General features: G+C 65.6%; 19 protein-coding genes and 1 riboswitch. Of the genes, 10 read left to right on the top strand and 9 right to left on the bottom strand.

The window, feature by feature from the left end:
- The 3 genes from N5D48_RS12150 to N5D48_RS12140 form a co-directional block, all read left to right on the top strand.
- Positions 1-3,107: response regulator (locus tag N5D48_RS12150; protein WP_279884421.1), on the top strand; the 3,107-nt coding region annotated here is incomplete at its 5' end.
- Entirely contained in the window at positions 3,100-3,597 is a 498-nt protein-coding gene (locus tag N5D48_RS12145; RefSeq protein WP_279884419.1) for a chemotaxis protein CheW, read from the top strand. The genes N5D48_RS12150 and N5D48_RS12145, both read left to right, overlap by 8 nt.
- A gap of 193 nt (positions 3,598-3,790) precedes the next feature.
- Positions 3,791-4,408, top strand: a complete 618-nt coding sequence (locus N5D48_RS12140) for a hemolysin III family protein (protein ID WP_279884417.1) — start codon at positions 3,791-3,793, stop codon at positions 4,406-4,408.
- On the opposite strand, the gene N5D48_RS12135 is transcribed toward N5D48_RS12140, so the two are convergent.
- The 3 genes from N5D48_RS12135 to N5D48_RS12125 all read right to left on the bottom strand — a co-directional run bounded on the left by N5D48_RS12135 (position 4,405) and on the right by N5D48_RS12125 (position 7,209).
- On the bottom strand, positions 4,405-5,124 hold the full coding sequence (locus N5D48_RS12135; protein WP_279884415.1) for a 16S rRNA (uracil(1498)-N(3))-methyltransferase: 720 nt from the start codon (positions 5,122-5,124) through the stop codon (positions 4,405-4,407). The genes N5D48_RS12140 and N5D48_RS12135 overlap by 4 nt on opposite strands.
- Before the next feature lie 173 nt (positions 5,125-5,297).
- Entirely contained in the window at positions 5,298-6,704 is a 1,407-nt protein-coding gene (locus tag N5D48_RS12130; RefSeq protein ID WP_279884413.1) for an adenosylmethionine--8-amino-7-oxononanoate transaminase, read from the bottom strand.
- 73 nt (positions 6,705-6,777) lie between these two features.
- Positions 6,778-7,209, bottom strand: coding sequence for a hypothetical protein (locus N5D48_RS12125; RefSeq protein ID WP_279884411.1), 432 nt, complete (start codon positions 7,207-7,209; stop codon positions 6,778-6,780).
- 205 nt (positions 7,210-7,414) lie between these two features.
- Between N5D48_RS12125 and N5D48_RS12120 the strand changes: the two genes are divergently transcribed.
- The 3 genes from N5D48_RS12120 (at position 7,415) to N5D48_RS12110 (ending at position 10,771) form a co-directional block, all read left to right on the top strand.
- A complete protein-coding gene (locus N5D48_RS12120; protein WP_279884409.1) occupies positions 7,415-9,250 on the top strand; it encodes an FAD-dependent oxidoreductase in 1,836 nt (611 codons plus the stop codon).
- Positions 9,251-9,606: 356 nt separating this feature from the next.
- On the top strand, positions 9,607-10,158 hold the full coding sequence (locus tag N5D48_RS12115; protein WP_279884407.1) for a cytochrome b: 552 nt from the start codon (positions 9,607-9,609) through the stop codon (positions 10,156-10,158).
- Positions 10,159-10,192: 34 nt separating this feature from the next.
- On the top strand, positions 10,193-10,771 hold the full coding sequence (locus N5D48_RS12110) for a YceI family protein (RefSeq protein WP_279884405.1): 579 nt from the start codon (positions 10,193-10,195) through the stop codon (positions 10,769-10,771).
- A gap of 149 nt (positions 10,772-10,920) precedes the next feature.
- On the opposite strand, the gene N5D48_RS12105 is transcribed toward N5D48_RS12110, so the two are convergent.
- From N5D48_RS12105 to ahcY, 4 genes are all read right to left on the bottom strand, one after another.
- Complete coding sequence (locus N5D48_RS12105; protein WP_279884403.1) at positions 10,921-12,822, bottom strand: DEAD/DEAH box helicase; 1,902 nt, start codon at positions 12,820-12,822, stop codon at positions 10,921-10,923.
- A gap of 223 nt (positions 12,823-13,045) precedes the next feature.
- Positions 13,046-13,828: a transporter substrate-binding domain-containing protein gene (locus N5D48_RS12100; protein ID WP_279884401.1), complete on the bottom strand. Its 783-nt coding sequence runs from the start codon at positions 13,826-13,828 to the stop codon at positions 13,046-13,048.
- Positions 13,829-13,944: 116 nt separating this feature from the next.
- Positions 13,945-14,790 carry a methylenetetrahydrofolate reductase [NAD(P)H] gene (gene metF / locus N5D48_RS12095; protein WP_279884399.1) on the bottom strand — a complete coding sequence of 282 codons (846 nt, stop codon included), beginning with the start codon at positions 14,788-14,790 and terminating at the stop codon, positions 13,945-13,947.
- A 165-nt stretch (positions 14,791-14,955) separates the two neighbouring features.
- Positions 14,956-16,365: an adenosylhomocysteinase gene (gene ahcY / locus N5D48_RS12090; protein ID WP_186656321.1), complete on the bottom strand. Its 1,410-nt coding sequence runs from the start codon at positions 16,363-16,365 to the stop codon at positions 14,956-14,958.
- Positions 16,366-16,386: 21 nt separating this feature from the next.
- Positions 16,387-16,483: riboswitch (S-adenosyl-L-homocysteine riboswitch) on the bottom strand.
- A gap of 178 nt (positions 16,484-16,661) precedes the next feature.
- Here ahcY and N5D48_RS12085 point away from each other — a divergent pair.
- Positions 16,662-17,063: a hotdog domain-containing protein gene (locus N5D48_RS12085; RefSeq protein ID WP_125465821.1), complete on the top strand. Its 402-nt coding sequence runs from the start codon at positions 16,662-16,664 to the stop codon at positions 17,061-17,063.
- Between the two features lie 93 nt (positions 17,064-17,156).
- Here the strand turns inward: N5D48_RS12085 and N5D48_RS12080 are convergent, their stop codons facing one another.
- Positions 17,157-18,392, bottom strand: coding sequence for a sodium:proton antiporter (locus N5D48_RS12080; RefSeq protein WP_279884396.1), 1,236 nt, complete (start codon positions 18,390-18,392; stop codon positions 17,157-17,159).
- Between the two features lie 281 nt (positions 18,393-18,673).
- Between N5D48_RS12080 and N5D48_RS12075 the strand changes: the two genes are divergently transcribed.
- Entirely contained in the window at positions 18,674-19,507 is an 834-nt protein-coding gene (locus N5D48_RS12075; RefSeq protein WP_279884394.1) for a DMT family transporter, read from the top strand.
- A 31-nt stretch (positions 19,508-19,538) separates the two neighbouring features.
- Entirely contained in the window at positions 19,539-19,925 is a 387-nt protein-coding gene (locus N5D48_RS12070; RefSeq protein WP_279884392.1) for an MAPEG family protein, read from the top strand.
- 95 nt (positions 19,926-20,020) lie between these two features.
- On the opposite strand, the gene N5D48_RS12065 is transcribed toward N5D48_RS12070, so the two are convergent.
- A complete protein-coding gene (locus tag N5D48_RS12065) occupies positions 20,021-21,172 on the bottom strand; it encodes an MltA domain-containing protein (protein ID WP_279884390.1) in 1,152 nt (383 codons plus the stop codon).
- Positions 21,173-21,291: 119 nt separating this feature from the next.
- On the opposite strand from N5D48_RS12065, the gene N5D48_RS12060 reads away from it, so the two are divergent.
- Positions 21,292-21,738: a cytochrome c gene (locus N5D48_RS12060; RefSeq protein ID WP_279884388.1), complete on the top strand. Its 447-nt coding sequence runs from the start codon at positions 21,292-21,294 to the stop codon at positions 21,736-21,738.
- Positions 21,739-21,742 lie beyond the last annotated feature (4 nt).

Here is a 21,742-nt window from a genome sequence, read left to right as displayed (position 1 = left end):
TCCTGCTCGACGCCGAGGCCCGCCTGGCGCATTGGCAGGGCGATCCCACGCAGCACCACGAACTGCAGTTGCTGCTCGATGAAATGACCACCCTGGGCCACGGCGCGCACCAGGCCGAGCTGTGGCAGGTGGACGAGGTCTGCGAAGGCCTGCTGGACCTGTACGGCGCGGTGGAGGAGGGCAGCCTGGCGGTGACGCCGCGCTTCTTCGACGTCGCCCGGCAGGCCCACGAAGCGCTGCTCGATCTGTTCGACGAGATCGCCGCCGGGCAGGACCCCAGCGCCCGCCCGGAATGCCTGGCGGCCCTCTACGGCCTGCTCGACGATGCCCTAGACCCGGCCGCCATGGGTTTGGTCGGCGCCGACGCGGTGACGCCGCTGATCGTCGCGGGCGAGTTGCCTGACCCTGCCGTCGTCGAGCTGTTCCTCGAGGAAGCCGGGGACATTCTCGATGGCGCCAACCAGGCATTGCACCAGTGGCGGCAGGACCCGGACAGTGTCTCGGCGTTGTCCGTGCTGCAGCACGACATGCTGACCCTGAAGGGCGGCGCGCAGATGGCGGCGATCGGCGCGGTCGAGGTGCTGGCCCAGGAACTCGCGCTGCTCTACGAAGCGCTGGTGGACCGCCGCCTGGGCGCCAGCCCGGCACTGTTCGAGCTGCTCGGGCGTAGCCATGCCGCCCTGGCCGAGATGCTGCAGAGCCTGCGCCAGGGGCAGCCACCGGTATCGGCGGCGGCGTTGCTCGGCGAGCTGCGTGAATTCCGCCACGGCGCGCCGCCTCCCGGCGTGGTCGAGTCGCCGGGCGACCAGCAAGAGGCCGCCAGTGACAAGGAGCTGCTCGAGGTGTTCCTCGAGGAGAGCTCGGACATTCTCGAAAGCGCCGCCGAGTCCCTGGCGCGCTGGCAGGCCGATCCGCGTGGCACGGTCGAGGTGGAGAACCTGCTGCGCGACCTGCATACCCTCAAGGGTGGCGCGCGCATGGTCGAGATCGCCGCGATCGGCGACCTGGCGCACGAGCTGGAGTTCCTCTACGAGCTGCTGGCCGCCGGGCGCCTGCCACCGACCGCGCCGCTGTTCAGCCTGCTGCAGAACTGCCATGACCGTCTGGCGCACATGCTCGATGCCGCGCGGCTGGGCCAGCCGCTGCACGCGGCGACGGCGCTGATCGACTATATCCGCAATTTCTCCAGCGCCGCGCTGACCGACAGTGTCGCTGGCCAGCCCCAGGCCGAGTCGGCCCCCGCCGAAGCGCCCGCCGCCGCCCCCGAGCGGACCGGGGACATGGTCAAGGTCGATGCCGAGCTGCTGGACGACCTGGGCAACCTGGCCGGCGAACACTCGGTGATCCGCGGACGCATCGAGCAACAGGTCAACGACGCCCAGTTCGCCCTCAACGAGATGGAGACCACGCTGGAGCGCATGCGCGACCAGCTGTTGCGCCTGGACATCGAGACCCAGGGGCGGATCTCCAGCCGCCAGCAGCTCGAAGGCGACACCTACGACGATTTCGACCCGCTGGAGATGGATCGCCACTCGCAGTTGCAGCAGCTGTCCCGCGCCTTGTTCGAGTCGACCTCGGACCTGCTCGACCTCAAGGAGACCCTGCTCCAGCGCGCCCAGGAAGCGCACGGTCTCCTGCAGCAGCAGGCACGGGTCAACAGCCAGCTGCAGGAAGGCCTGACCGCCACCCTGATGGTGCCGTTCGAGCGCCTGGTGCCGCGCTTGCAGCGGGTGGTGCGGCAGGTGGCCAGCGAGCTGGGCAAGCAGGTCGAGCTGGTGGTCGGCAACGCCGAGGGCGAGTTGGACCGCAGCGTGCTGGAGCGCATGGTCGCGCCGCTCGAGCACATGCTGCGCAACGCCGTCGACCACGGCCTGGAATCGCGCGAGGCGCGCCTGGCGGCAGGCAAGCCGGAGCAGGGCACCATCCACCTGAACCTGCTGCACGAAGGCGCTGACATCGTCATCGAGATGAGCGACGACGGCGCCGGGGTGCCGCTGGAGGCGGTGCGCAACAAAGCGATCAAGCGCGGCCTGCTCGATCCGCAGGCGCGCCTGAGCGACCACGAGATCCTGCAGTTCATCCTGCGCCCGGGGTTTTCCACCGCCGAGAAGATCACCCAGATTTCCGGGCGCGGCCTGGGCATGGACGTGGTCCACGAGGAGGTCAAGCAGCTGGGCGGTGCCATGAGCATCGAGTCCAGCCCGGGCAAAGGCGCGCGTTTTCTGATCCGCCTGCCGTTCACCGTGTCGGTGAACCGGGCGCTGATGGTTCATGTCGAGGATGAGCAGTACGCCATCCCGCTGAACACCATCGAGGGGATCGTGCGCGTGCCGCCGGCGGAACTCGAGGCCTGCTACCGGCTCGATCCGCCGCGCTACACCTACGCCGGGCACGACTACGCGCTGCGCTATCTGGGCGAGCTGCTGCAGGGCAGCGGCCACTCCAGCCTGCTGGGCCAGAGCGTGCCGCTGCCGGTGCTGCTGACCCATTCCCACGAACAGTCGTTTGCCATCCAGGTCGACAGCCTGTCGCCCAGCCGCGAAATCGTGGTCAAGAGCCTCGGCCCGCAGTTCGCCGCGGTGCCGGGGCTGTCGGGCGCAACCTTGCTGGGTGACGGCCGGGTGGTGCTGATTCTCGACCTGCTCGGCCAACTGCGTGGCCAGCAACGGCGCCTGGCGCGGCTGCCGGGCGCAGCCGACGGCCAGCACGCGCTGACCGGGCCGGCGCCGCGGCGGCCGTTGCTGGTGATGGTGGTGGACGACTCGGTGACCGTGCGCAAGGTTACCAGCCGCTTGCTCGAACGCCACGGCATGAGCGTGCTGACCGCCAAGGATGGCGTCGATGCCATGGCCCAGCTGGAGGAGCATCGCCCGGATGTGCTGCTGCTGGACATCGAGATGCCGCGCATGGACGGCTTCGAGGTGGCCACGCGGATCCGTCGCGACGAGCGCCTGAAGCAGCTGCCGATCATCATGATCACCTCGCGCACCGGGCAGAAGCATCGCGACCGGGCCATGGCCATCGGCGTCAACGAATACCTTGGCAAGCCTTATCAGGAGTCGGTCCTGTTGCAGAGCATCGCCCACTGGAGCCAGCCTCATGCTTGAGCATATCGCCGGCCAGCGCAGCAGCCTGACCGGGTTGCTGCTGCCCTTGGGCGACCGTACCCTGGTGCTGCCCAATGTGGCGGTGGCCGAGCTGATCGGCCATCGCGCCCTGGCCTGCGAGCCGGGCGATCCGGCTTGGCATCTGGGGTGGGTCGACTGGCGCCAGCAGCGCTTGCCGCTGATCGGCTTCGAGGCGGCCTGTGGCGGCCAGACCGTGTGTGGCGAGCGGGCGCGGATCGTCGTGCTCAACGCGCTGGGCGATACCGGCTTGCGCTACCTGGCGGTGCTGCTGCAGGGCATTCCGCGCTCGTGCAAGCTCGATAGCCAGCTCAACTATGTGGATGTGCCGCTGGCCGCGCTGGAGCTGGCGGCGGTGCAGGTGGGCGAGCAGGTGGCGCGGGTGCCTGACCTGGCGGGGTTGGAAAGGTTGGTACGCGAAGCTGAGCTTTGCAAGCTGCAAGCTGCAAGCTGCAAGCGGCAAGCTGATTAGTGGTGGGCTCGCCATTTGAATCGGGCCCAGGTTGGTGCAATCTGCTTTTCACTTGAGGCTTGAGGCTTGAGGCTTGAGGCTTGAGGCTTGAGGCTTGAGGCTTGAGGCTTGCAGCTTGCAGCTTGCAGCTTGCAGCTTGCAGCTTGCAGCTTGCAGCTTGAAACTTGAGGCCGCGGGGGAGGTCTGTGCTTGCATGTACTACGGTGAACGTTTCAACGCCTGGACCCACCTGGTCGGTGCGGTCCTGGCCTGCATTGGCGCGGTCTGGCTGATCGTCGCGGCCGGCCTGCAAGGCGATCCCTGGAAGATCGTCAGTTTCTCCATCTACGGCTTCACCCTGCTGCTGCTCTACAGCATCTCCACCCTCTACCACAGCACCCGTGGGCGGGCGAAGCGGGTCATGCGCAAGCTCGACCACCTGTCCATCTACCTGCTGATCGCCGGCAGCTATACGCCGTTCTGCCTGGTGAGCCTGCGCGGGCCGTGGGGCTGGAGCCTGTTCGGGGTGGTCTGGGGGCTGGCGCTGATCGGCATGCTGCAAGAGATCAAGCCGCGCTCGGAGGCGCGGATCCTGTCGATCGTCATCTACGCGGTGATGGGCTGGATCGTGCTGGTGGCGGTCAAGCCGCTGCTGTCCAGCCTGGGGGCCGCGGGGTTCGCCTGGCTGGCGGCCGGCGGAGTGTTCTATACCGTCGGCATCATCTTCTTCGCCTTCGACAGCCGCTTTCGCCACTGGCACGGCATCTGGCACCTGTTCGTCATCGCCGGCAGCCTGATGCACTTCGTCGCGGTGTTCTTCTACGTCCGCTAGAAGTCGCCCCACAGCTGCTGGGCCACCGACAGCGCCACCACCGGCGCGGTCTCGGTGCGCAGCACCCGAGGGCCGAGGCGGGCGGCGTGATAGCCGCTGGCCTTGGCCTGCTCGACTTCCGTCTCGCTCAGGCCGCCTTCGGGGCCGATCAGGAAGGCCAGCTTCGCCGGCTTGTCATGGCTGCTCAGTGGTTCGGCCACCGGGTGCAGCACCAGCTTGAGATCGGCCTCGGTGTCTTTGAGCCACTCGGCCAGGGTGAGCGGCGGGTGGATGACCGGCAGGGTGGAGCGGCCGCATTGCTCGCAAGCGCTGATCGCCACCTGGCGCCAGTGCGCCAGGCGCTTGTCGGCGCGCTCGTCCTTCAGGCGCACTTCGCAGCGTTCGCTGACGATCGGGGTGATTTCGTTGGCACCCAGTTCGGTGGCCTTCTGGATTGCCCAGTCCATGCGCTCGCCGCGGGACAGGCCCTGGCCAAGATGGATGTGCAGCGGCGAGTCGGCCTGGCCGGGCAGGGCCTGGTCGAGGCTGACGCGCACGCTTTTCTTGCCGACTTCGAGCAATTGGCCGAGGTATTCCTGGCCGCTGCCGTCGAACAGCTGCACGGCGTCGCCGGGGGCCATGCGCAGCACGCGGCCGATGTAGTGGGCCTGGGCTTCGGGGAGGTCGTGCTCGCCGAGGGCCAGAGGGGCGTCGATGAAGAAGCGGGAGAGTCTCATGGGGGGCTCATTGAAAGGATTAACTCGACTTCTGTAGGAGCGGCCTCGTGTCGCGAAAGGGCTGCGAAGCAGCCCCAGGATTTTAGCGACGACGCATAGATTGCTGGGGCCGCCTTGCGGCCCTTTCGCGACACAAGGCCGCTCCTGCAAGGGTATGTGCTTTGCTCCGCAGGCTAGCCCGGATCGCGGAAGTCGGGGTGGAAGTCGGCCGGCACCGCCACGCTGACGCTATCGCGGGTGGCAATGTCGATCCCTTCCGTGGCCACCTCGGCCAGGAAGTCGATCTGCTCCGGGGTGATCACGTAAGGCGGCAGGAAATACACCACGCTGCCCAGCGGACGCAGCAGCGCGCCACGGGTCAGGGCGTGTTCGAAGACCTTCAGGCCGCGACGTTCCTGCCAGGGGTAGGCGGCCTTGCTTGCCTTGTCCTGGACCATCTCGATCGCCAGGGCCATACCGGTCTGGCGGATCTCGGCGACATGGGCATGGTCGGCCAGGTGCGCGGTGGCGCTGGCCATGCGCGCCGACAAAGCCTTGTTGGCCTCGATCACGTTGTCCTGCTCGAAGATGTCCAGGGTCGCCAGGGCTGCGGCGCAGGCCAGCGGGTTGCCGGTGTAGCTGTGCGAATGGAGGAAGGCGCGCAGGGTCGGGTAGTCGTCGTAGAAAGCCTGGTACACCTTGTCGGTGGTCAGGCAGGCGGCCAATGGCAGGTAGCCGCCGGTCAGGGCCTTGGACAGGCACAGGAAGTCCGGGCGGATGCCGGCCTGCTCGCAGGCGAACATCGTGCCGGTGCGGCCGAAGCCCACGGCGATCTCGTCGTGGATCAGATGCACGTCGTAGCGATCGCAGGCTTCGCGCAGCAGCTTGAGGTACACCGGGTGGTACATGCGCATGCCGCCGGCGCCCTGGATCAGCGGCTCGACGATCACCGCGGCGATGCTGGCGTGGTGTTCGGCCAAGGTCTGCTCCATGGCAGCGAACATGTTCCGCGAGTGTTCCTCCCAGCCCATGCCTTCGGGGCGCAGGTAGCAGTCGGGGCTGGGCACCTTGATCGTGTCCAGCAGCAGGGCCTTGTAGGTCTCGGTGAACAGCGGCACATCGCCCACCGACATCGCCGCGATGGTTTCGCCGTGGTAGCTGTTGGTCAGGGTGACGAAACGCTTTTTCTGCGGTTTGCCGGTGTTCTGCCAGTAGTGGAAGCTCATCTTCAGCGCCACTTCGATGCACGACGAGCCGTTGTCGGCGTAGAACACCCGGTCCAGGCCGGTGGGCGTCATGGCGACCAGGCGCTCGGACAGCTCGATCACCGGCTGATGGCTGAAACCGGCGAGGATCACGTGCTCCAGCTGGTCGACCTGATCCTTGATGCGCTGGTTGATACGCGGGTTGGCGTGGCCGAACACGTTGACCCACCAGGAGCTGACGGCGTCCAGGTAGCGCTTGCCCTCGAAGTCCTCGAGCCATACGCCCTCGCCGCGGCGGATCGGGATCAGCGGCAGCTGCTCGTGGTCTTTCATCTGGGTGCAGGGGTGCCACAGGACCTTGAGGTCGCGCTGCATCCACTGATCGTTGAGGCCCATGGGCACTTCTCCTGGCGTTACGGCTCGGTTTGACCGCGTAAGCCTAAGCAATGCCGGGGGGCAGGACAACCGCTCAATGACGCCAGGCCGGGCGCCACTCCAGCTGACGGATATGCACGCTGCACTGGGGCAGGGTCGACAGGGTCAGGCGGTCGAGCGGACCGGGCACGTCGTGCCAGAAGGGGCCGAGGCTGCACGGACCAGGGGTGAACTCGATGTAGGCGCCCTCGTGCAGGGTCAGCCAGTAGGACGTCGAGGCCGCCTTGCCGAGCGTCTTGATGTCCACTTCGAGCAGCAGGCAATCGATCGTCTGGCCAAAGCTGATTTCGATATCGCTCTGGCCGAGCACGATCAGCTCCGTGCCGACGTACCCTTCGTCGGATTCGTAGCGCGCGCTGTAGGCGATGCCGTTGGTCACGATGCTCAGGCCGGTTGGCGTGTGCCAGATGACCTCGGGCATCGGCGCTGACGGCGTCCACTTGGCAAAATCCTCTGTGTAGATCACCGTCGGGTCCCCGGCCTGCCTCTGGAGTGCCTGCCAAGCCTGAACGGTCTTGCGCCTGCTCGCTACTGACAAAAATACCAGTTGCCAAAAGCACTTGATGTCACTGCGGTGGCAGGGTGGGCGGAGGTGACGTATTCTTAACGCATCTCTCCCGGGGCATTCTTCCCCGTCTCTTCTATCGCTTCTCTAACCGGAGTTCGCCATCATGGCTGCTGCTTGGGTGCGCCTGTGCGCGTTGGTATTGATCGGGGTGTCCAGCGGTGCCGCGCTGGCCAAGGACAAGACGGCGATCGTCGTCGGTGGCGGCCTGGCGGGCCTGACCGCGGCCTACGAGCTGCAAAGCAAGGGCTGGCAGGTCACCCTGCTGGAGGCCAAGTCAGGCATGGGCGGGCGTTCGGGCCTGGCCACCAGTGAGTGGGTCGGCAACAGCAAGACCCAGCCGGTGCTCAATCAGTACCTCGAGCAGTTCAAGGTCGGCACCCTGCCGGCGCCCGAGTTCGTGCGCACCCCCGGCTACCTGATCGACGGCGAATATTTCAGCGCCGCTGACCTCGCCACCAAGCAGCCGGCGACGGCCGAGGCGCTCAAGCGCTACGAGAAAACCCTGGACGATCTGGCCCGTTCCATCGACGATCCGCTCAACCCCGCGGCCAACAGCACCCTGTTCGCCCTTGACCAGATGAACGTCTCCACCTGGCTCGACAAGCTGCAACTGCCGGCTACCGCCCGTCAGCTGGTGAACCAGCAGATCCGTACCCGCTATGACGAGCCGTCGCGCCTGTCGCTGCTGTATTTCGCCCAGCAGAGCCGCGTGTACCGCAACGTCAGCGACCGCGACCTGCGCGCGGCGCGCCTGCCAGGTGGCAGCCCGGTGCTGGCCCAGGCCTTCGTCAAGCAGCTCAAGACCATCAAGACCAGCTCGCCGGTCACTGCCATCATCCAGGACAAGGATGGGGTGACGGTCAAGGTCGGCGCCGTCGGCTACCAGGCCGATTACCTGGTCATGGCCGTGCCGCTGCGTGCCCTGGCCAGGATCCAGATGACCCCAGGCCTGGACGGCCAGCGCCTGGCCGCCCTCAAGGGCACCAATTACGGCTGGCGCGACCAGCTGATGCTCAAGTTCAAGAACCCGGTGTGGGAGAGCCGTGCGCGCATGTCCGGCGAGATCTTCAGCAACACCGGCCTGGGCATGCTGTGGATCGAGCCGGCGCTCAAGGGCGGCGCCAACGTGGTGATCAACCTGTCCGGCGACAATGCGCGCCTGCTGCAAGCCTTCGGTGACAAGCAGATGGTCGACCAGGTGCTGATCCGCCTGCACGCCTTCTATCCGCAGGCCCGTGGTGCCTTCACTGGCTACGAAGTGCGCCGCTACAGCACTGATGCCGGCATGGGCGGTGCCTACCTGGCCTATGGGCCGGGCCAGATCAGCAAGTACTGGCGGCTGTGGGAGCGCCCGGTGCAGCGCATCGCCTTTGCCGGCGAGCACACCGACGCGCTGTACCCAGGCACCCTCGAAGGTGCCCTGCGCAGCGGCCAGCGCGCCGCGAGCCAGGTCCAGGACCTGGCCGCAGGCAAGTCGTTCGACCCGGTCAAGGCCGCGCCGGTTGCCGCCGCAGCCGCTGCCGGAGCGGTAGGTGCAGCCGCAGCGAAGGACAAGGGCGGATTCTTCTCCAACCTGTTCGGTGGCTCCGCCGACAAGGCCCCGGCCAAGCCTGAGCCAGTGAAGGTCGAGGAGGCCAAGCAGGACAAGCCGGGCTTCTTCTCGCGCCTGTTCGGGGGTGGTGACAAGCCCGAGGCCAAGGCGGCGCCGATCGCCAAGGCCGAGGAGGTAGCACCCGTGCCTGCCCCAGCACCGGTCGCTCCGGCGCCTGTGGCCAAGGAGGAACCGGTGAAACCGGCCGCCACCAAGCCAGCGCCAGCCAAGCCTGCGGTCAAGCAGGCACACAAGCCCGCAGCCAAACCGGCTCCGGTGAAGAAGGCCACCGCCAAGTCGGAACCGGCCAAGAAGCCGGCGGCCAATAGCCAGGCCAAGGCCGGCTGACCCTTCCACAGGCAATTGCCCTGTCTCTTGTGGGAGCGAGCTTGGCGGTGCGCTGAACCCGCCGCCAAGCAGGCACCGCGGTGCTTGGCACCGGCTTTGCCGGTGTTCGCGGGCGAGCCCGCTCCTACAGAGATCACGCCAGTTAAGAAATCTCAGCAAGACAGTTGCTCACACAGGCTTGCCGAAGCGACGGTGCTGGCAAGCTCATCCCTAACGTCTATCGTTAATGTTTGCTTAATAGGAAGCTTTCACACTAAATATCGGATTTTTCGATAATCCAAAGCAATTTTTTGTGCTTTTATTCGATACGTTACGCGTTAGTCTTGTGCACAGCTTTCACGGGGAAATACGCCAACATGCAACTGCGCAACTCATCTTCTCGCTATGGCCTGGTCAGCATCGTCCTGCACTGGGGCGTGGCGCTGGCGGTCTTCGGTCTGTTCGGCCTTGGGCTGTGGATGGTCGGTCTGGATTATTACAGCCCCTGGCGCAAGTCCGGCCCCGACCTGCACAAGAGCATTGGCCTGGTGTTGCTGGCGGTGATGCTGCTGCGTGTACTGTGGCGTCTGGCCAGCCCGCCACCGCCGGCCCCGGCCAACCACGGCAAGGTGACTCGCCTGGCCGCCAAGCTGGGTCATCTGGCGCTGTACCTGGGCCTGTTCGCGGTGATGATCGCGGGCTATCTGATTTCCACCGCCGACGGTGTCGGCATCCCGGTGTTCGGGCTGTTCGAAGTGCCGGCATTGGTCAGCGACCTGCCGGACCAGGCCGATACGGCCGGGGTGATCCACTTGTGGCTAGCCTGGGGCCTGGTGATCTTCGCCGTGCTCCACGGGCTGGCGGCGCTCAAGCACCATTTCATCGACCGTGACGCGACCCTCACCCGCATGCTGGGCCGCAAAGCTTGACTCTCACCCTCAATTGCATAGGAAGGAAGAAAGGATGTTGAAAAAGACTTTTGCCGCTCTGGCGCTCGGTACCGCCCTGATCTCCGCCGGCCAGGCCATGGCCGCCGAGTACAAGATCGACAAGGAAGGCCAGCACGCGTTCGTCGACTGGAAGATCAGCCACCTGGGCTACAGCTTCATCCACGGCACCTTCAAGGACTTCGACGGCAACTTCACCTGGGACAGCGCCAAGCCCGAAGCCAGCAAGATCAGCGTCGACCTGAAGACCGCCAGCCTGTGGTCGAACCACGCCGAGCGTGACAAGCACATCGCCAGCGCCGACTTCCTCGATGTGAAGAAGTACCCGGATGCCAAGTTCGTCTCCACCAGCGTCAAGTCGACTGGCGACAAGACCGCTGACGTCACCGGCGACCTGACCATGCACGGCGTGACCAAGCCAGTCACCTTCAAGGCCGTGTTCAACGGCGAGGGCAAGGACCCGTGGGGCGGCGAGCGTGCCGGCTTCAACGCCAAGACCACCCTGAACCTGAACGACTTCGGCATCAAGGGCCCGGGCCCGACCTCCCAGACCCTGGACCTGGATATCAGTGTCGAAGGCGTGAAGCAGAAGTAAGCCTCAAGATCCATTCGCGGGTGAACCCGCTCCCACAGTTCAAGCATTGCGTCTTGTGGGAGCGGGTTTACCCGCGAAGAGGTCAGCCTTAATCAAGACCAATGAAAACGCCGCCCAGAGGGCGGCGTTTTCATTGGCTGCGGTTCTGCTCAGCCCTTGCGGGTCAGCAGCGCCGGGCGCTCGCCCCGTGGGCGGCTAGGCAGGTCGTCCAGCTGCTCGGGCGTCGGGTAACGGTCGAGCTTGGACTCCTTGCGGATGATCACCGGCGCGCTCTGCGATTCGCGCGGGTTGCGCACGGCCGGTTCCTGGCGAGCCGATTCGTCGCGGCGGTTGCGACCACCGTTGTTGTCGCGACGGGCGCCTCCGTTGCTGCCGCCAGCGTTGCGCGGGCGCTTCTCGCCGGAACCCTGCCCCTGGCGTTGCTGGCCATTGCCACGGCCCTGGGCCTGACCCTGGTTCTGGCCGCCGCCGCTACGCTGGCCCTGGCCTTGTCCGCCATTACCACCTGGACGGCGATTGCGGCCCTGGTTCTTGGCGTTCTGGTAAGGGCTGACGTAGTCGGCGCGGTTGCCGAAGTTATCCACATCGTCATCCAGGAACTCTTCCGGATCACGATCGGCGGGGGCCGACGGGATGGCTTTCTGGCCCTGCGCGGCCTGCTGCTGACGTGGTTTCTTGTCACGCGGCTTGCGCTGCTGCTGGCCTTGCTGCTGTTTCTCGCCGGACTTTTCCTTGTCGGCCGGCTTTTCGCCCGCAGGCTTGTTGCGGCCTTTGTCCTTGCCTTTGTCCTTGCGCCCGCCACTGCCTTCCTTGCTGCCTTCGCCGCGAGGTTGCTGGTTGCGGCCACCGCGGCCGCTGTTCTGCGGGCGCTCGCGGACTTCAGGCTTTTCAGCCTCGACTTTGGAGGCGTCGAAGCCCATCAGGTCGCCATCCGGGATTTTCTGGCGGGTGACACGCTCGATGCTCTTGAGCAGCTTCTCTTCGTCCGGTGCGACCATCGAGATGGCCTCGCCCGAGCGTCCGGCACGACCGGTGCGGCCGATGCGGTGAACGTAGTCTTCCTCGACGTTGGGCAGCTCGAAGTTGACTACATGCGGCAGTTGGTCGATGTCCAGGCCACGGGCGGCGATGTCGGTGGCCACCAGCACGCGCACGGTGTTGGCCTTGAAGTCGGCCAGGGCCTTGGTGCGGGCGTTCTGGCTCTTGTTGCCGTGGATCGCCGCGGCAGTCAGGCCGTGCTTCTCGAGGTACTCGGCCAGACGGTTGGCGCCGTGCTTGGTGCGGGTGAACACCAGTACCTGTTCCCAGGCACCCAGGGTGATCAGGTGCGCCAGCAGGGCGCGCTTGTGGCTGGCCGGCAGGCGGTAGACGCGCTGCTCGATGCGCTCGACGGTGGTGTTCGGCGGCGTGACCTCGATACGCTCGGGGTTGTGCAGCAGCTTGTCGGCCAGATCGGTGATGTCCTTGGAGAAGGTCGCCGAGAACAGCAGGTTCTGGCGTTTGGCCGGCAGGCGCGCCAGTACCTTCTTGACGTCGTGGATGAAGCCCATGTCGAGCATGCGGTCGGCTTCGTCCAATACCAGGATCTCGACGTGCGAGAGGTCGACGCTCCCCTGGCCAGCGAGGTCGAGCAGTCGACCCGGGCAGGCGACCAGCACGTCGACGCCCTTGGCCATGGCCTGGACCTGCGGGTTCATGCCGACGCCGCCAAAGATGCAGGCGCTGATGAAGTTCAGGTCGCGGGCATAGATCTTGAAGCTGTCATGCACCTGGGCAGCCAGCTCGCGGGTCGGCGTCAGCACCAGCACGCGCGGTTGACGCGGGCCGTGACGTTGCGACTTGTCGGGGTGGCCGCCCGGGAACAGGCGCTCGAGGATCGGCAGCGCGAAGCCGCCGGTTTTACCAGTACCTGTCTGGGCGGCGACCATCAGGTCGCGACCTTGCAACACGGCGGGAATGGCCCGCTGTTGCACCGGAGTGGGCTGGGTGTAGCCCGCTGCCTCGATAGCGCGGACAAGAGCCTCGGAGAGACCGAGGGAAGCAAAGGACATGGGCAATCCTGTTCTCGTGGGGGCTGGGCCCGATGGGGTGTTCTGCCTGGCGCGACGGGCATCGGAGGGATGCGATCGCGTCCGGTCCAGCTGGGCGTTCACGGCGCATCCGGGGGCCCGGTGGGCGGGCACCGAAGGTGCGCGGCAGCGGGTCGAGATGCCTGTTGCGAGGCCGAGCGTCCGGGCGTGAGCCGGGCGGGAAGGCCCGAGTATAACAGAGCAATCAGCGTGTGCTGTGTTCCTGCTGCTCAACGGCGAAAGGAAAAACCTGATCGCCGAGGTAGCGGGCGTTGATCGCGGCGTAGGCCGGCTCCTGCTTGAAGCGCCGCAGTTCGTCGCTGAACGCCTGGGCCAGGTGCTCGCGGCCGGGTTTGCGGGCCAATCCCAGGTATTGCTGGCGATGGCTGATCAGCAGTGGCAGCTCCTCGACTTCGTGCTCCAGCCCCAGTTGTCGGCTCAGGTAGCGGCCAACCCGGCGATCGGTCACCAGCAGGTCGATGCGCCCGAGCAGCAGTTTGCCGAAATTGGCCTCGTGGTTGGGTGCCGGTTCGCGCTGGAACAGCGGCGAGTCGGCGAAGCCGTCGCCATAGACGTAGCCAGGCGAGGTGCCCACGCGCAACCCGGCCAGGTCCTCCAGCCGTTCGACCGGATGCGGACGGGCGCGGGCCTGGTAGAGCACGAACTCGACCGGCGACATGGGTTCGTCCGGATAGATCATGAATGAGCGCCGCGACTCGACCGTGAAAATATCCATCACGGCATCCGCCAGGCCTTGCTCGATCATGGCCAGGCAGCGTTTCCAGGGCAGGAATTCCCACTGCACATCGACACCCAGGCGCTTGAACACCTCGCTGGCGACTTCGTAGTCGATGCCTTTGGGCTGGCCGTTGTGCTGATAGATGTAGGGGGCCCAGTCATCGCTGACGATGCGCAGGCGCTCGGCGTGGGCAGGCGAGCCCAGGCAGGCGAGCAGCAACAGCAGAAAGGAGGGAATGAGCGTGCGCATGGCGGCAGAGTACGCTGCCGCTCTGGCGGGCGCCAGTGACCCATGGTCGCCGCGAAGCAGGCCGGCAACGCAAATGGACAAGGCTTTGATCTGGGCCAAAGCCTTGTCCATGGCCATCAGCGTGGCAGCTTCAGGTTGTTCCAGATCGCCAGGCTCGGTTCGGCCTGGTTGAGGGTATAGAAGTGCAGCCCCGGCGCGCCGCCTTGCAGCAGCTGTTCGCACATGCGGGTGATCACTTCCTCGCCGAACGCCTGGATGCTGGCGCTGTCGTCGGCATAGGCTTCCAGCTGCTTGCGGATCCAGCGCGGGATCTCGGCGCCGCAGGCATCGGAGAAGCGCGCCAGCTTGCTGTAGTTGGTGATCGGCATGATGCCGGGCACCACCGGGATGTCCACGCCCAGCTTTTGCGCGCGCTCGACGAAGTAGAAGTAGCTGTCGGCGTTGAAGAAGTACTGGGTGATGGCGCTGTCGGCACCGGCCTTGACCTTGTGCACGAAGTTGGCGAGATCCGCCTCGAAGTTGCGCGCCTGTGGGTGCATCTCGGGATAGGCGGCCACCTCCAGGTGGAAGTGATCGCCGGTTTCCTGGCGGATGAACTCGACGAGGTCGCTGGCATAGCGCAGCTCGCCGCTGGCCATGCCCATGCCGGATGGCAGGTCGCCGCGCAGGGCGACGATGCGCTTGATGCCGGCGGCCTTGTATTCGGCGAGCAGGGCGCGCAGGTCGTCCTTGCTGTCACCCACGCACGACAGGTGCGGAGCGGCGGGGACCTTCACTTCGCTTTCCAGTTGCAGCACGGTGTTCAGCGTGCGGTCGCGGGTCGAGCCGCCGGCACCGTAGGTGCAGGAAAAGAAGTCGGGGTTGTAGCTGGCCAGCTGGCGGGCGACGCCCATCAGCTTTTCGTGACCGGCGTCGGTCTTGGTGGGGAAGAACTCGAAACTGTAGCGGCGTTCCTGGGACATCACTCGTTCCTCAAGCAGCAAGCTTCAAGCGGCAAGCTGCAAGTAAAAGCCAGACCGGTGATGGCCGATCTGGCTTGGGTACATTCAAGAGCTTCCAAGGCTGAGTCGCAAGCAGCAACGACACGGTCTGCCGTATCTTGCCGCTTGCAGCTGCAAGCTTGCCGCTTAGTAGCGGTAGGCGTCCGGCTTGAACGGACCTTCGACGGTCACACCGATGTACTCGGCCTGCTGCGGGGTCAGCTGGGTGACCACGCCGCCGAAGCCGCGGACCATTTCCAGGGCCACTTCCTCGTCCAGCTTCTTCGGCAGCACTTCCACGGTCAGGCGCTCGGCCTTCTTCGCGGCTGGCAGCTCGGCGAACTTCTGCTCGAACAGGAAGATCTGCGCCAGGACCTGGTTGGCGAACGAGCCGTCCATGATGCGGCTTGGGTGGCCGGTGGCGTTGCCCAGGTTCACCAGGCGGCCTTCGGCCAGCAGGATCAGGTAGTCGTCGTTCTGCGGATCGAAGGTGCCGGCGCCGGTGCGGTGGATCTTGTGCACCTGTGGCTTGACCTCTTCCCAGGCCCAGTTCTTGCGCATGAAGGCGGTGTCGATCTCGTTGTCGAAGTGGCCGATGTTGCAGACCACGGCGCGCTTCTTCAGGGCCTTGAGCATGTTGGCGTCGCAGACGTTGACGTTACCGGTGGTGGTGACGATCAGGTCGATGCGGCCCAGCAGGTCCTTGTTGATGCCGGCTTCGGTACCGGTGTTGATGCCGTCCTTGAACGGCGAGACCACTTCGAAGCCGTCCATGCAGGCCTGCATGGCGCAGATCGGGTCGACTTCGGTGACCTTGACGATCATGCCTTCCTGACGCAGCGACTGGGCCGAGCCCTTGCCCACGTCGCCGTAGCCGATCACCAGGGCCTGCTTGCCCGACAGCAGGTGGTCGGTGCCGCGCTTGATGGCGTCGTTCAGGCTGTGGCGGCAGCCGTACTTGTTGTCGTTCTTGCTCTTGGTGACCGAGTCGTTGACGTTGATCGCCGGGACTTTCAGCTCGCCCTTGGCCAGCATGTCCAGCAGGCGGTGCACGCCGGTGGTGGTCTCTTCGGTCACGCCGTGGATCTTGTCCAGCATGGCCGGGTATTTCTTGTGCAGGATTTCGGTCAGGTCACCGCCGTCGTCCAGCACCATGTTGGCGTCCCATGGCTGACCGTCTTTCAGGATGGTCTGCTCGATGCACCACTCGTATTCCTGCTCGGTTTCACCTTTCCAGGCGAACACCGGGATGCCGGCGGCAGCGATGGCGGCGGCGGCCTGGTCCTGGGTGGAGAAGATGTTGCACGACGACCAGCGCACTTCGGCGCCCAGGGCGACCAGGGTCTCGATCAGCACGGCGGTCTGGATGGTCATGTGGATGCAGCCGATGATCTTCGCGCCCTTGAGCGGTTGCTCGGCTTGGTACTTGCGGCGCAGGCCCATCAGTGCCGGCATTTCCGATTCGGCGATGATGACTTCCTTGCGGCCCCAGTCGGCCAGAGAGATGTCGGCGACCTTGAAGTCGGAAAAACCTGCAGGCGTGTTTACAGCGCTCATCGAGAGCCTCCATTCGTAGTGTGCGAATGGGCGCCGTTGTGCGTTGAGCGTCCGCTTGCGCGGACAACGCCCCGACCGAGCCTGACAGGGTGAACCTGCTGCAGCGCCCCTCGGTCGGGTGGCGGGATGGCCGCCACTGCGGGTGGCCAGGTGAAACGGCGAGATTATAGCCAGGGCCGTGTGACACACCCAAGACTTTCTGTCGATTAATCGAGACGATAGTCGATGTTCAATGGAGGGCGCGCGAGCGGTCTGCCATCATTACCGCACGTCAGCCAAGCCGGTCAGGAGTACAGATGAATTTTCACACCCGCAAATGGGTAAAACCCGAAGACCTCAACCCCAACGGCACGTTGTTCGGCGGCAGCCTGTTGCGCTGGATCGACGAAGAAGCGGCGATCTACGCCATCGTCCAGCTGGGCAACCAGCGCGTGGTGACCAAGTACATCTCGGAGATCAACTTCGTCAGTGCCTCGCGCCAGGGCGACATCATCGAGTTGGGCATCACCGCCACCGAGTTCGGCCGCACCTCGATCACCCTCAAGTGCGAAGTGCGCAACAAGATCAGCCGCAAGGCGATCCTCACCGTCGACAAGATGGTCTTCGTCAACCTGGGCGAGGATGGCCAGCCAGCGCCGCACGGGCGTACCGAGATCAAGTACATCCAGGACCAGTTCCCGGACAGCGCGGTGGAGTGAGACCGGCGTTCGCCCTTCGCGGGCAAACCCGCTCCCACAGGTCCTGCCATCCTGTGGGAGCGGGTTTGCCCGCGAAGCAGCCAGCTCGATGCATCAGGCTTGTTGGCTTACGCCCTTGACCACCTTGCCGATCGACAGTCCCTGCACCAGGATCGACGACAGCACCACGATGTAGGTGATCGACAGCAGTAGGTCGCGCTCGTCGCCCTGCGGCAGCGACAGCGCCAGGGCCACCGACACGCCGCCGCGCAGGCCACCCCAGGTCAGCACGCGAATGGTGCCTTGCGGCACCGCGCGCCAGCGGCGCAGCAGCATGATCGCCGGCGCCACGGTGAGCAGGCGCGAAGCCAGCACCGCCACCGCCAGCACGCCGCCCGCCGCCAAGTGCAGCCAGTTGAACGGCAGCAGCAACAGTTCCAGGCCGATCAAGGCGAACAGCAGGGCGTTGAGCATGTCGTCGATCAGTTCCCAGAAACCGTCCATGTAGCGGCGGGTCATGTCGTTCATCGCCAGGTTGCGCCCCAGGTTGCCGATGATCAGACCGGCCACCACCATGGCGATCGGCGCCGAGACGTGCAGCTCGTAGCACATGGCCGAGCCGCCGATCACCAGGGCCAGGGTCAGCATCACCTCTACCTGGTACTGCTCGACGCTCTTGATCATGCGATAGGTGGCATAGCCGATCACCCCGCCGAACACCACCCCGCCGATGGCTTCGCGGGCGAACAGCAGGGCGGTGTCGGCGACGCTCGGCGTCTCGCCCAGCTGGATGATGCCCAGCAGCACGGTGAACACCACTACCGCGGTGCCGTCGTTGAACAGCGACTCACCGACGATGGTGGTCTTCAGCGGCTTGGAGGCGTTGGCGGTGCGCAGCGCGCCGAGCACGGCGATCGGGTCGGTCGGCGAGATCAGCGCGCCGAACAGCAGGCAGTAGATCAGCGGCACGTTCCAGCCGAACAGCGCGAACACCCAGTGCGCCAGGTAGCCAATCACCACGGTGGCGATCAGCACACCAAGGGTGGCCAGCAGGCCGATCGGCCAGCGATAGCTGCGCAGGTCGCTGAGGTTGACGTGCAGGGCGCCGGCGAACAGCAGGAACGACAGCATCCAGTGCATCAGCAGGTCGTTGAAGTCGATCTGGTTCATCAGGCCTTCGACGCGTTCTTCCAGGCCGGGGAAGCCGATCAGGCTCAGGCCCTGCAGGATCAGGGAGAACAACAGTGCGGTGACCATCACGCCGATGGCCGGCGGCAGGCCGATGAAGCGGTAATTCACATAGGTGAGAAGGGTGGTGAGGCAGATAAACGCGGCAACTAATTCAAGCATCCCGAATCCTGTAACAGTGGCTTCCAAGTCGTTTCCCGAGTGACTCGGGCAGTTCTTGGATGATCTGGCGCGGTGCTCGGGACACAGGCTTTGACCGAATCAGTCCAAATCGTTCCCATTCAGTGGGTACACCGCATACCCTGTGGGAGCGGGTTCCCCCGCGAACAGCGGCGCAGCCGGTGCCATCTACCCAGTCGCATTCTTCGCGAGCAACTGCTCCCGCAGAGCTTTTCCAAACGCTATATATTCACAGCCTTGGACAGTCACAAGGATAAGACGGCGTGCTGGCAACTTCCCTGGTACTGGTCGCAGCCCTGCTGCACGCCACCTGGAACACCCTCATCAAATTCAGCGGCGAACGCCTGCTGGTGATTGCCAGCATGGATCTGGTGGCATTGGTGTTCGCCGTGCTGGCGGTGGCCTTCGTCGATTTCCCTCCCGCACGGATCTGGCCCTGGCTGCTGGCCTCGGCGCTGGCCGAGCAGCTGTACCGCTACCTGCTGATCAAGGCCTATCGGGTCGGCGACCTGGGCCTGGTCTATCCCCTGATGCGTGGCTTGTCGCCCTTGGTCGTGCTCGGCCTGACCCTGGCCTTTGCCGGCGAGTCGCTGAGCCAGCAACAGATCGTCGGCATCCTGCTGATCCCCTGCGGCATGGCCTGCCTGCTGTGGCAGGGCGGGGGCGGCGATCGCCTGCCCTGGTCGATGCTGCCGGTGGTGGCGCTGATCGGCCTGTGCATCGGCTGCTACACCTGGTTCGACGGCCAGGCCGTGCGGCTGTGGGGTAAACCGTGGGACTACCTGGTGTGGCTGACCCTGCTCAGTGCCTGGCCGTTCCCGCTGGTGGCCAGCGTGGCGCGGCGGGCGCCGTTCGTGTCGTTCTGGCGCACGCAGTGGCGCCTGGGCCTGGCGGTGGGGCTGTGCGTACTGTTCAGCTACGCTCTGGTGCTGTGGGCCATGCACCTGGGGTCGGTGGCCGAGGCGGCGGCGCTGCGCGAGCTGAGCGTGATCCTGGTGGTGCTGCTGGGCATGCGCTACCTCAAAGAACCTTTTGGTGGGCCGAGACTCCTAGCTTGCGGGCTGGTCCTGGCAGGCATGCTGGTGATGAAGCTCTGAACCGATCCTCTGCGAACAAGGAGTCCTGTCCATGACCGTTGCCCTGTGGTGCATTCTCATCGCCCTGTGCCTGGCGCCGCTGTGCGCGCTGATCGCCAAGGTCAGCAGTGGGCGCTTCGGCCTGCGTGACAACCACGACCCGCGGGCGTTCCTGGAAACGCTGTCCGGCCTGCCCAGGCGCGCGCACGCGGCGCAGCAGAACAGCTTCGAGGCATTTCCGGCGTTCGCGGCGGCGGTGTTGGTGGCCGATGTCGTCGGCAATGCCGAGCAGGTGACCCAGGATGTGCTGGCGGTGCTGTACATCACCAGTCGCCTGCTCTACATCATCTGCTACCTGGCGGACTGGGCGGCATTGCGCTCGCTGGTGTGGTTCGCCGGGTTGGCGCTGATCGTGTCGTTCTTCGTGGTGTCCATCTGAGGCCGAGTCGCCTGTTTCGCGGGTAAACCCGCTCCCACAGGGGCGCTGCCGCCAATCTGTGGGAGCGGGTTTACCCGCGAAGACTCCAGCGTCGATCAAGGCACCTTAGGTACTTCTGGCAGCGCCTGGCCCTTGGGCCACAGCATCCAGATCTGCCCCTGCTGTTTCATGTTCCCTGCCAGCTCGCCGGCCTCGGGCCCGGTGCCCCAGAACAGGTCCGCGCGAACCTCGCCGGTGATCGCGCCGCCGGTGTCCTGCGCCCCCACCGGGCGTACCACGGGCGAGCCATCCGGGCGGGTGGTGGACAGCCACAGCAGGCTGCCCAGCGGAATCACCTTGCGGTCGATGGCCACGCTGTAGCCGGCGGTCAGCGGTACGTTCAGCGAGCCACGCGGGCCTTCGTTGCTGTCTGGACGAGTGCTGAAGAACACGTAGCTCGGGTTGCTGGCCAGCAACTGCGGAACGCGTTGCGGATTGGCCTGGGCCCAGGCGTGGATGCTGCCCATGGTCACCTCTTCCTTTGGCAACTGACCCTGCTCCACCAGCCAGCGACCGATTGGCCGGTAAGGATGGCCGTTCTGGTCGGCATAGCCCAGGCGCAACTGGCGACCGTTTTCCAGCTGGATGCGCCCCGAGCCTTGGATCTGCAGGAACTGCAGGTCCATCGGGTCGGTCAGCCAGGCCAGCACCGGTGCCTTGGCGCCATCGCGGTTGATCACCTCGGCGGTGTCGTAGGGCTTGAGGACCCGCCCTTCGAGGCGCCCGCGCAGGCGCTTGCCCTTGAGCTCGGGGTACACGCTGGCCAGGTCGACCACGATCATGTCGTCAGGCACGCCGTACACCGGCACGTGGGCGCTGTCGCTGCGTTCCAGGCTGCCTGGGTAGACCGGCTCGTAGTAACCGGTGATCAGGCCGCTGGCGCTGTTTTGCGCCGAGCGCAGGCCGTAGACCTCGAGGTTGTGCTCGAGGAAGGTGCGCACCTGGGCGGCGCTGGCCGTTGCCGACCCCGCTGCTTCGCAGGTGGCGGCCCAGACCGGGTCGCGGGTGAGCTTCTGGCAGCCGTTGCGCCAGGCGTAGAAGCCGGCCAGCAGGTCTTCGTCGCTGACCTGGGGCAGGTCCTTCCAGGTGGCCGGGGCGTAGGTGGCGATGGCGTGCGGCTCGGGCTTGGTGCTCTCGCCGCCGTTGCAGCCGGCCAGCAGCACCAGGGTGGGCAGCGCCCAGGCGAGATGGCGCAATGCAGATTTCATGTCGTCGATCCTGTAAGGGGGGAAGGATGAAGATTCACCCCTGTTTTCTGTGTGGCTATTGGTCTTTGTCCAGGACGCGGCGATACTGGCCGCCCGTTTTCCTGGCCGAAGAGACCGTGATGTTCAAGCGATTGACCGTAGTACTGCTCGCCGCCCTGGCCTTGAGTGCCTGTGACGGCGTCGACCCCAACTCGCCATTGGGCCAGCGCAAGGCGATCTTCAAGCAGATGCTCAAGACCAGCGAGGACATGGGCGGCATGCTGCGCGGTCGCCTGCCGTTCGACGGAGTCAGGTTCGCCGATGGTGCGGTGAAGCTCGATACCCTGGCCCAGGAGCCCTGGCAGCACTTCCCACAGGTCCGCGACAACGGTGACAGCAGTGCGCGGGCCGAGGTCTGGGAGCGCCAGGCGCGGTTCCAGGACCTGGCACGGCAACTGGAAGGCGTTACCGGCGAGCTGGTCGCGGTCACCCGTACCCAGCCACTGGACGCGGCGCAGGTGAAGGCGCCGATGGACAAGGTCGAGGCGGCGTGCAAGGCCTGTCATAGCGAGTTTCGCAATCACTGAGCGA

The organism is Pseudomonas sp. GD03858, from assembly GCF_029840925.1.
Taxonomy (GTDB): Bacteria; Pseudomonadota; Gammaproteobacteria; order Pseudomonadales; family Pseudomonadaceae; genus Aquipseudomonas.
This window is presented reverse-complemented; position numbering and strand designations above follow the sequence as displayed.